The organism is Nocardia sp. NPDC004582, from assembly GCF_053602115.1.
The window spans coordinates 1-9,911 of the sequence record NZ_JBSGCY010000192.1 but is presented as its reverse complement, the minus strand read 5'-3'; the positions used below and the strand labels follow the sequence as shown (position 1 = coordinate 9,911).

Sequence of the window (9,911 nt, the reverse complement as noted above, 5' to 3'; positions counted from 1 at the left end):
GGCACCGCCGCGTCCGCGCCGAGCACGGCGCCGGGCAGCCCGCGCGGGGCGAGCAAACCCTCCGGCGTGTACGCGCGATCGGCGAAACCCTCACCGACGAAGGGAGTTCCGGCGGCCCCGGCCGCCTGCTCGAGTTCCGTGCCCGCCGGGCCCAGCAGGGCCAGATCAGGGTCGAAATCCCGGAGCGCCGCGACGATCGCGTCGGCCAGCGACCGGTCGGCGCCGGCCTGGTGATACAGCGCGCCATGGGGTTTCACGTAGCGGACCCGGTCCCCGGCCGCGGCGGCGAAACCCGCCAGCGCGCCGATCTGATACAGCGTCTCGTCCCGCAGCTCGGCCGGGGTGACGGCGATGGCGCGGCGGCCGAATCCGGCCAGATCGCGATGGCCCACGTGCGCGCCGATCCGGACGCCCTTCTCGACGGCCAGGGCGCAGGTGCGGCGCATGATGGCCGGATCGCCCGCGTGGAAGCCGCAGGCGATGTTCGCGCTGGTGACCACGTCCAGCATGGCGGCGTCATCGCCCATGGCCCAGTCGCCGAAACCCTCGCCGAGGTCGCTGTTCAGATCCAGCGTCATCCACGTCCTCCCGCTGTCGTCGTGATCCGATTGTGGGCGCGCCCGCATCCGGCGACAAGAATGTCACGACAGAAACTGTGTCATGGATCACAGCGTCGTGCGAGGGCTTCCGGCGGTCGCTCCGGACGTCAATACGCGTATACGTCCACTTCGGTCGCCTTCACCGCGAAATACACCTCCATGCCGGGGGCCACGCCCAGCCGGGCCACCGCGGCCGGAGTCAGATCCGCTGCCAGGCCCGCGGCCGCCCCCGGGCCGTCCACCGCGCGCACCCGCACGATCCCGCCGCGATCCTCCAACTCGGACACTCGCACCCGGAACACATTGCGGGGACTGCCCTCCGGATGGTCCAGATGCACCGCCACCGCGGCCGGCGAGAACACCGCCGCGGCGTCGCCACCGGGCGTCCACTCGTCCTGCGCCCGGCCGAAAACCTCGGTGACGCCGTCCGTCACGGCGCCCAGACCGGCGCTCTCGCCGCGCAGCGCCGTACCGAGAATCAGATTCACCCCGGCGATCCGGGCCGCGAAACGGCTGCGCGGGCGGGCGAGCACCTCGGTGACGGAACCGGATTCGATGACCCGGCCGGATTCGATCACCACGACCCGATCGGCCAGGGTCACCGCGTCGATGATGTCGTGGGTCACCAGCATCGTGGCCGTGGGACGCGCATCGGCGAAGGCCGCGTCCTCACCGTGCGGGCGTAACACCTTGCGCAGCAAGGCCCGCATGGCCGGGGCGGCGGTCACATCCAAAGCGGCCATGGGCTCGTCGAGCAGCAGCACCCGTGGATGCACGGCCAGCGCCCGGGCCAGCGCGACTCGCTGCGCCTGACCGCCCGACAGGGAATCGGGCGAACGGTCCGCGAGCTCCGCCGCCTCGACCGCCCGCAACCATTCCCGCGCCAGCGCCACCGCGGCCTTCCCGCGCATGCCCCGGCTGCGGGGGCCGAACGCGACATTCGCCTCCACCGACAGATGCGGGAACAGCAGCGCGTCCTGCGCCAACAGGGATACGCCCCGGTGATGCGGCGGCACCGCGACGCGGGTCGAGGTATCGGTCAGCGCCCGCCCGTCGAGCCGGACATACCCATCATCCGGAACGGCCAGGCCCGCAACCACATCCAGCAGACTCGACTTGCCCGCGCCATTGGGGCCGAGGACCGCCAGCACCGCACCGGCCGGAACCTCCACGGCCACCTGGACATCCCGATCGTGCAGCCGGACGGACACCTCGAGCCCGATCACGGCGTCAGCCCGCCCAGCAGGGTGCCCAGATGGCGGGGCGCGGGGGAGCCGTGGGCGAGCAGCGCGTCGTGCCAGTCCCGCGGGGCGGTCGTAGCGGGACGTGCGGCGGCCAGGGCGGCCACCTCGGTGTAGCCGACGAAATAGGTGGAGAGCTGGGTGGAGGTGAGCAGGGTGCGACGCCATTTGCCGGCGGCCTCGCCCTCCTCCTGGAAGCCGCGGTCGAGCATCAGGCGCATCGCCTCGGACTCGGTCATGCCGTCGCAGTGCACGGACTGGTCCAGGATGGCGTTGATGGTCATGCGCAGATGGGACTTCAACTGCTGCAACCGGACCGGCAGCCCGCCGAAACCGGTGTCGGCCATGAGCTGCTCGGCGTAGACGGCCCAGCCCTCGATGAACGTGCCGCTCGCGCACAAGGCGCGGACCGCGGTCGAACCGCGGAAACGGCGGGCCCGCGCCAACTGGAGATAGTGACCGGGCATCGCCTCGTGCACGGTCAGATTGCGCATCATGTGGTCGTTGTATTCGCGGTAGAACGACGCCGCCCGCTCGGCCGACCAGTCCGCCGGGGTCGGGGCGATGGCGAAAACGGTGGGGAGCTCGGCGGTTTCGAGCGGACCCACCGAATCGCAGTAGGCCACGGCCACCCCGCGCGCGAATTCCGGCATCTCCTGGATCACCAGCGGGTCCTCGACCAGCGAGGCCAGGTCGTGCTCCCGGACGAAGGCGGTGGCCTCGGCCAGCGCGGCGGTGGCCGCGCCCACCACCGTGTCATTCGACGGGCGCTCGGCCGACACCTGATCCAGCGCCCGGCGCACGGTGTCGTCGTCGGGATTCGCGACGCCGAGCAGTTCGCCCGCCGCCGCACGGATCTCGCCGGTCAGCCGCTCGAGATGACGGTGGGCGCGGTCCAGGATCTCCCGCGAGCCCAGTTCGGTGTCGAGGGTGTGCCAGAGCTTGGCCTCCCACAGCCGACGGCCCAGGCGCGGGTCACGGTCCGCGCCGTCCAGGCGAGCGGCCAGCCAGGAGGTGAACTCCTTCACCGCCGACACCGCGTCGGTGGCGGCGGGCTCGATGACGAACCCGGGCGCCTCGGCCGCCAGCGCCGGCACCTGATCGCGCACCAGCGCGGCCACCCCGTCGAACTGGCCGATCGCCGTCCCGACATGGACACCCGGCATCTCACCGAGCAGCGTGCGAGCCGTGGCCAAGGCGTCCGGCAGCGCCTCGAGCCGGGCGCGCAGCGCCTCGAGCCGGACCTCCGCGGGCGCGAACGGGCGGGCGATCACATGATGCAGCAGCGGACCGGGATTGTGCACCAGCGGATTCCACTCGTGCTCGCGGATCTCGGTGAGCTCGAAGAGCAGGCCGTCGACCCGCTGCTGCAGCAGCGCCAGATCGACGCCGTCCTCCGGCGCCAGGTCGTCGGGATCCACCTCGGCCAGCGTGTGCGAGGCCTCGCGCAGCATGGCGACCCGCTCGGCCACCGCTCCCGGCGACAGATCCGGCAGCCGGTCGTCGGCGCGATGATCACCGACCTCGGCGGCCAGGTGCGGATCGGCGGTCAGCAGCGCATCGACGATGCGCTCGGCACGGGAGGCGAAGATCGGCGACATGGTGGTCACGTTAGCGTTCGCCGGTACGCGACCAGCACGATTACCGCCGCCACCAGCACCAGCAGCAGCGAAAGCGCCACCGCGGCATCCGGATCGGACTCACGTTGCAGATAGATCTCCAACGGCAGGGTGCGGGTCCGGCCCTGCAGACTGCCCGCGAAGGTGAGGGTCGCGCCGAACTCGCCCAGCGCCCGCGCGAACGCCAGCACCGTGCCCGACACCAGGGCCGGGCGCAGCAGCGGCACCGTCACCCGCCACCACACCACCGACGGCCGCGCCCCCAGGGTCGCCGCGATCCGCTCGAAACGATCACCCGCGGTGCGCATCGCGCCCTCCAGCGTGATCACCAGGAACGGCAGGGCGACGAAGGTCTGCGCCAGCACCACCGCGGTCGTGCTGAACGCGATCCGGATGCCGAGCGACTCCAATTCGCGGCCCACCAGGCCGTGGCGGCCGAACAGAGACAACAGCGCCAGACCGCCCACCACCGGCGGTAATACCAAGGGCAGCAACACCAGCGCCCGCAGCACCGGCATCGCGCGCCACCGGACCCGGGCCAGCACCGCCGCCATGGGCACGCCCAGCAGGACGCACAACGCGGCGGCGGCCAGCGAGGTGCGCAGGCTCAACTCCAGCGCCACCCGCGAGGACTCGGAGGTGATCAGGCCCAGGAAATGCGACCAGTCCACCGCCCCGGTCAGCGCCACCAGCGGACCGGCCACCAGCACGAAGCCGATGGCGGCCGGCAGCAGCAACCAGACCGGGGGACGCATCACGGCTGCCCGAAACCGGCCTGCTGCAACGCCTTCCGACCGTCCGGTCCGGTGACCAGGGCGACGAAGTCCGACGCCGCGGCCGCGTTCTTGGAATCCGCCACCGTCGCGATCGGGTAGGTGTTCACGGCCTTCGCGGATTCCGGGAAGTTCACGGTGGTGACCTTGGCGCCCGCGCCCGCCGCGTCGGTGACGTAGACCAGCCCGGCGTCGGCCTGACCCGAGGTCACCTTGGCCAGCACATCGGTCACCGAGGATTCCTCGCTCACCGGCGAGACCGCCACTCCGGCATCGGAGGTCACCTTCTTGGTGGCCGAACCGCACGGCACCTGCGGCGCGCACACCACCAGCCGCAGACCCGCGTGCGACAGGTCGGCCAGCGAGTTGACGTGCGCCGGATTACCGGGCGGCGTCACGATGGTCAGCACATTGGTGGCGAAAGTCCGCGGCTTGTCGGTGATCCGGCCGCCCTTCACCGCCTTGTCCATATTGTTCTGGTCCGCGGAGGCGAAGACGTCGGCGGGCGCGCCCTGGTTCAACTGCGCCACCAGATCCGAGGAACCGGCGAAGGAGAACGTCACCTTCGTCCCCGGGTGCGCGGCCTCGTACTGGGTGCCCAACTGGGTGAACACCTGCTTCAGCGACGCGGCCGCGAACACCGTGACGGTCTTGGTCTCGGCGCCCTCCGACGTGGACCCGCACCCCGCGAGCAGGCCCGCGCCCAGGACAGCGGTCGCGGACAAGGCCGCACCGGACTTGAAACCTAGGCCGCGCCACCGGCTTCCGTCGCCGTCTCCACCACGACGGTGGTCGCCTTGACGCTCGCCCACGCCACGCTGCCGGGCTGCAGCCCCAGCTCGCGCACCGACTCGCTGCTCATCAACGACACCACTGTGAACGGTCCGCATTGCATCTCCACCTGTGCCATCACGGTATCGGCCACCACCCTGGTGACCAGTCCCGGAAACCGATTGCGCGCCGAACTGGCGCTACCCATCCGGGTCTGCGGCGTGCGGGCCTGCTCGACGGCCAGTTCCGCGAGCTCGCCGCCGTCCACCACCAGGCGACCGGACTCGTCCTTGCGGCCGGACAACACGCCGCCGTCGATCCAGCGGCGCACCGTGTCGTCGCTGACGCCGAGCAGCTGCGCGGCGTCACGAATCCGTATTTCGGGCATGACAGGCAGGATATAGCCGCAACTACGGAGATATCAATCCAATCCATCCGCAAGTACGGATGACAAGAGGTCTCGGAGTGTTCCTGTTCACCTTCACGCCGCTGGCGTCGTCACCGGTGGCCAGTACGCTCGAAGCAATCATGGCCACGTATTTCGATCCGAAGGCCTGGTCGCCCCTGCGCGCGGTGGACCTGGGCATGGACCTCGGAAGACGCTTGTTCGACCAGGTCTGGGTGGAGCAGTGGACGAGCTTCACCAGCGCCTGGCTCGAACCGGCCGCCGACTTCGGGTCCGGAACCGTCACCGCGCTGATGCCCGACGTCCTCATGACCCTGCTGTCCGAAGGCATCCTCAGCCAGTTCGGCGGCCAGGAGGTCAGCGCCACCCTGCTCGGCAGCGATATGCGAGCCACCCTGCACACCCTCAAGGTGCGGCGGCGCGGCGCGCACTTCCAAGCCAAGACCGTGCTCACCGGACTGCTCTGGAACACCCATCCGATCGAGGAACTGACCGTCATCGCCCACGGGCTGCGGCTCATCCCCGGCGTCCCGACCAAGGTCCGGACCTCACAGCTCGACCTCACCGGCGTGATAACCCTTGCGGCACTGCTGGAATGGATCAACAGCTGGCAGCCCGACTGGGAACTCGAACCCGCCGCCGACGGACTGATCCTGGCCCGGCACCGGCGGCGCCGAATCCGGGCGCTGGCCGCGGCCGAGGTCACCGACAACGTCCTGTCGATCACCGTGCACCGCGCGCACTGGCGAAAAGTGCGCGCGCCCAAGCGATTCACCACACTCAACCCGATTCCGCTGACCGGGCTGCCCAGTCAGGCGCGAATCAGCCGGGCCGAACTGGTCGGCGAGCATGTGTTCTTCCGGATCGATCTGCCGGGCATCACCGGATCGTTCGATCTCGCGCAGATCCGATCGGCCATCGTGGCGGGGACGACGCTGATCATCTTCTGAGCGAACCCAACTCTCAGACCTGTTGCGTCGGCCACCATTCGAGCAGCGCGGCTTCCGCCTCGTCGCGGGTCATCGGGCCGCGGTCCAGGCGCAATTCCTTCAGGAAACGCCACGCCTTGCCGACATCCGGGCCCGGCTTCAGATCCAGCAGCTCCATGATCGCGTTGCCGTCCAGATCCGGCCGCACCCGCGCCAGATCCTCCTGCTCGGCCAGCGCCGCGATACGGGTCTCCAGCCCGTCGTAGGTGGAGCGCAGCGCGGCGGCCCGGCGCTTGTTGCGGGTGGTGCAGTCGGCGCGCACCAGCTTGTGCAGGCGGGGGAGCAGCTCGCCGCCGTCGGTCACGTAGCGGCGCACCGCCGAATCGGTCCACTGGCCCTTGCCGTAGCCGTGGAACCGCAGGTGCAGGTACACCAGCCGCGCCACGTCCTCGGTGAACTGCTTGGGATACTTCAAGGCGCGCAGGCGCTTTCGCACCATCTTCGCGCCCACCACCTCGTGGTGATGGAAGCTGACGCCGCCGCCGGGCTCATTGCGCTTGGTCGGCGGCTTGCCGATGTCGTGCAGCAGGGCGGCCCAACGCAGCACCAGGTCCGGATCGCCCTCCTCCTGGTCGATGGCCTGGCGCAGCACCGTCAGCGAATGCTGGTAGACGTCCTTGTGCTGGTGGTGCTCGTCGATCTCCAGCTGCATGGCCGGAACCTCGGGCAGCACCCGCTCGGCCAGACCGGTCTCCACCATGATGTCGATACCGTCGGTCGGGTACTCGCCGCCGATCAGCTTGTCCAGCTCGGTGCGCACCCGCTCGGCGGTGATGCGGTCGATCTCGGGAGCCATCTCCACGATCGCCGCCCGCACCCGCGGGGCCAGCTCGAAACCCAGCTGCGAGACGAAACGCGCGCCGCGCAGCATGCGCAGCGGGTCGTCGGCGAACGAATCCTGCGGCAGCGCAGGCGTATCCAGGACCCCGGCCAGCAGCGCCTCGACACCACCCAGCGGGTCCACGAACTCCAGCTCGCCCAGCGCGCCGATCCGCACCGCCATGGCGTTCACCGTGAAGTCACGGCGGACCAGATCACCCTCGAGGGTGTCGCCGAAGGTGACCTCCGGATTGCGGGAGACCCGATCGTAGGCGTCACTGCGGAACGTGGTGATCTCCAACTGCTGGCCGTCCTTGGCCGCGCTCACCGTGCCGAAGGCCAGACCGCCGGTATCCCACAGGTGATCGGCCCAGCCGCGCATCAGCCCCTGCACCACCTCGGGGCGGGCGTCGGTGGTGAAATCCAGATCCGTGCCCAGCCGGCCGAGCACCGCGTCGCGGACGCTGCCGCCGACCAGATACAGCTGATGGCCGTGCGCGGCGAACAGCTCGCCCAGCGGAGTCAGCACATCGGAGAGCCGGCCGAGAGTTATCGCGGCCGCCGCCAGCAAACGAGTACGGCGATCCTCGACAGCGACATCCTCGGACTTCGGCGAAACCACGAAGACGCAGCTTAGTCGCACGTGGGCGCAATCCCCGAATAGTGTCCCGCCACCCGGCGGCGGCATCCGGCGTGCCGTGTCACGACCGGTGTCTACCTGCTATGAGAGCTCCGTATATATAGGAGCCACCGCGCTGGGGCGGGCAGCGCCGCCCGCCCCTATAGACTGACGCAGTGTCCCCGGCCGATCGTGCGAACAGTCGACGCCGCCAGCCCCGGCGGCGTGGTTCGGCCGGTAATGCGGCGAAAGCCACCGGCGCGCCGAAACCGCGCATGCGCACCGTCCGCGAAACCTCCGCGGGCGGACTCGTGGTGGACGGCCTCGACGGCCCCAGCGAGAAGCGCTGCGCCGCCCTCATCGGGCGCACCGACCGGCGTGGACGCCTGCTCTGGTCCCTGCCCAAGGGACACATCGAAGAAGGCGAGACCTCCGAGCAGACCGCCATCCGGGAAGTCCAGGAGGAGACCGGCATCCACGGCACCGTGGTCGCCGAACTCGGCAGTATCGACTACTGGTTCGTCACCGAGGGCCGGCGGGTACACAAGACCGTGCACCATTACCTGATGCGTTCACTAGGCGGTGAACTCTCCGACGCCGACGTCGAGGTCACCAAGGTGGCCTGGGTTCCCTTGAGCGAACTGGACTCCCGGCTCGCCTACGCTGACGAACGCAGGCTGGCCGAGGTCGCCAATCGGCTGATCGACCGGATGGAGAACGGCAGACAATGACGCGTGCGGGATCGCGGCGCACGCTGCTCTCACTCGTCGCGGTAATGCTGGCGGTGCTCACGTCACTGGGAATCGGCCCGGGAATCGACACGCCCATTGCCGCCGCCGAACCCACCGGCAGCGGTAGCGGACAGAACAGTGGACCCAAATTCCTGAAACTGTCACTGGATTCGGTGACGCCGACCGCCATCACGGCCGGCAGCGACCCCTACTTCGTGGTGTCGGGCACCGTGACCAATATCGGTGACCGGCCGGTCGACGACGTCAGCGTCCGCATCCAGCGCGGCGCGGCCGTCACCAACCCCAGCGCGCTGCGCACCACGCTGCGCCTGGATCAGGCCAGTTACGACGTCACCGGCGAATTCCAGGATGTCGCAGATCGATTGACCGCCGGACAGCGCAAACAGTTCAGCGTCACCGTCGCCCTGCACTCCGGAACCGAGCTGCCCAGCGGCATCTCGTCGCTGAACATCGACGCGCCGGGCGTCTACCCGCTGCTGCTCAATGTGAACGGGCAACCCGCCTACGGCGGCCAGGCCCGCCTCGACGACGCCCGCTTCCTGCTGCCCGTGCTCGGCGTGCCCGGCGGCGCCGACCCCAAACACGCGCCCGGCCAGCCCGGCGTCGACGCCCCGCCGGTGGCCACCACCCTGCTGTGGCCGCTGGCCGACCGGCCCCGTCTGGTCGCCGGACAGCCCGGCGCACCCGACGCCCAAGCCCTGCTCACCGATGACGACCTCGCCGCCTCACTGGCCCAGGGCGGACGGCTCGACCAGCTGCTCTCGGCCCTGGAGAGCATCGTCAAACCCGACAGCACCCGCGACCGCACCCTGATCAACGCGGTCTGCCTGGCCGTCGACCCGGACCTGCTCATCACCGTGTCCGACATGACCAAGGACTACCGGGTACTGGCCAGCCCCTCCGACCCCGAAGGCACCACCCGGTCCGGCAGCGGCGGCCGGGCCGCCAAGGCGTGGCTGGAACGACTGCGCACCCTCGCGCCCGGAATGTGTGTGACCGCACTGCCGTTCGCGCAGGTCGACCCCAACGCGCTGGCCGCGGCCGGGGACGTCACACTCGCCGACCGGGCGCTCAACGCGCCCGCCGACCTCGTCGACTCCGTGCTCGGAGTGAAATCGGTGCGCGGCGTGGCCATTCCGGACGCGGGCACCGTGGACAACGAGGGCGCCGCGCTCTTCGCGCACCACGGCTTCACCACCACCGTGCTCGCCGACAACGCGGTCGCCCCGGCCGACGGCCGCTCCAACCTGCTCACCGCCAGGACCCCGCCCGCGACCCCCGCGGCGCCCGGCGGCGCCGCCGAACCCGGCGCCCCCGACTTGG

The 9,911-nt window shown here is 70.3% G+C and carries 10 protein-coding genes; 3 read left to right on the top strand and 7 right to left on the bottom strand.

Annotated elements, in window-relative coordinates; all coding sequences use genetic code 11:
* The 6 genes from ACWELJ_RS31380 to ACWELJ_RS31355 all read right to left on the bottom strand — a co-directional run.
* Positions 1 to 578 (bottom strand): LamB/YcsF family protein (locus tag ACWELJ_RS31380; RefSeq protein WP_452369712.1); only part of this gene is annotated, 578 nt, incomplete at its 3' end.
* A gap of 128 nt (positions 579 to 706) precedes the next feature.
* A complete protein-coding gene (locus tag ACWELJ_RS31375; protein ID WP_452369711.1) occupies positions 707 to 1,825 on the bottom strand; it encodes a sulfate/molybdate ABC transporter ATP-binding protein in 1,119 nt (372 codons plus the stop codon).
* Positions 1,822 to 3,441 (bottom strand): DUF885 domain-containing protein, encoded by a 1,620-nt coding sequence (locus ACWELJ_RS31370; RefSeq protein WP_452369710.1) that lies wholly within the window; start codon positions 3,439 to 3,441, stop codon positions 1,822 to 1,824. The genes ACWELJ_RS31375 and ACWELJ_RS31370 overlap by 4 nt, the downstream gene beginning before the upstream one ends.
* A 5-nt stretch (positions 3,442 to 3,446) precedes the next feature.
* Positions 3,447 to 4,214 (bottom strand): ABC transporter permease, encoded by a 768-nt coding sequence (locus tag ACWELJ_RS31365; RefSeq protein ID WP_452369709.1) that lies wholly within the window; start codon positions 4,212 to 4,214, stop codon positions 3,447 to 3,449.
* Positions 4,214 to 4,957, bottom strand: a complete 744-nt coding sequence (gene modA / locus ACWELJ_RS31360; protein ID WP_452369708.1) for a molybdate ABC transporter substrate-binding protein — start codon at positions 4,955 to 4,957, stop codon at positions 4,214 to 4,216. Before modA ends, ACWELJ_RS31365 begins: the two co-directional genes overlap by 1 nt.
* Positions 4,958 to 4,977: 20 nt before the next feature.
* The gene (locus ACWELJ_RS31355; RefSeq protein ID WP_379102951.1) at positions 4,978 to 5,391 is read right to left on the bottom strand and encodes a TOBE domain-containing protein; all 414 of its coding nucleotides are present in this window, start codon (positions 5,389 to 5,391) and stop codon (positions 4,978 to 4,980) included.
* 59 nt (positions 5,392 to 5,450) lie between these two features.
* Here ACWELJ_RS31355 and ACWELJ_RS31350 point away from each other — a divergent pair, with 59 nt between their 5' ends.
* Complete coding sequence (locus ACWELJ_RS31350) at positions 5,451 to 6,359, top strand: hypothetical protein (RefSeq protein WP_452369707.1); 909 nt, start codon at positions 5,451 to 5,453, stop codon at positions 6,357 to 6,359.
* A 13-nt stretch (positions 6,360 to 6,372) separates the two neighbouring features.
* Here ACWELJ_RS31350 and ACWELJ_RS31345 read toward each other — a convergent pair whose 3' ends face one another.
* Entirely contained in the window at positions 6,373 to 7,839 is a 1,467-nt protein-coding gene (locus ACWELJ_RS31345) for a CCA tRNA nucleotidyltransferase (RefSeq protein ID WP_452369706.1), read from the bottom strand.
* A 173-nt stretch (positions 7,840 to 8,012) separates the two neighbouring features.
* On the opposite strand from ACWELJ_RS31345, the gene ACWELJ_RS31340 reads away from it, so the two are divergent.
* Positions 8,013 to 8,567, top strand: coding sequence for an NUDIX hydrolase (locus ACWELJ_RS31340; RefSeq protein ID WP_452369705.1), 555 nt, complete (start codon positions 8,013 to 8,015; stop codon positions 8,565 to 8,567).
* The coding region (locus ACWELJ_RS31335) for a DUF6049 family protein (protein WP_452369704.1) at positions 8,564 to 9,911 on the top strand (1,348 nt) is incomplete at its 3' end. The genes ACWELJ_RS31340 and ACWELJ_RS31335, both read left to right, overlap by 4 nt.

Coding starts and splice junctions, on each gene's coding strand:
- ACWELJ_RS31370 (WP_452369710.1), bottom strand. CDS start 3,441: ATGTCGCCGATCTTCGCCTCCCGTGCCGAGCGCATCGTCGATGCGCTG.
- ACWELJ_RS31365 (WP_452369709.1), bottom strand. CDS start 4,214: ATGCGTCCCCCGGTCTGGTTGCTGCTGCCGGCCGCCATCGGCTTCGTG.
- ACWELJ_RS31355 (WP_379102951.1), bottom strand. CDS start 5,391: ATGCCCGAAATACGGATTCGTGACGCCGCGCAGCTGCTCGGCGTCAGC.
- ACWELJ_RS31350 (WP_452369707.1), top strand. CDS start 5,451: ATGACAAGAGGTCTCGGAGTGTTCCTGTTCACCTTCACGCCGCTGGCG.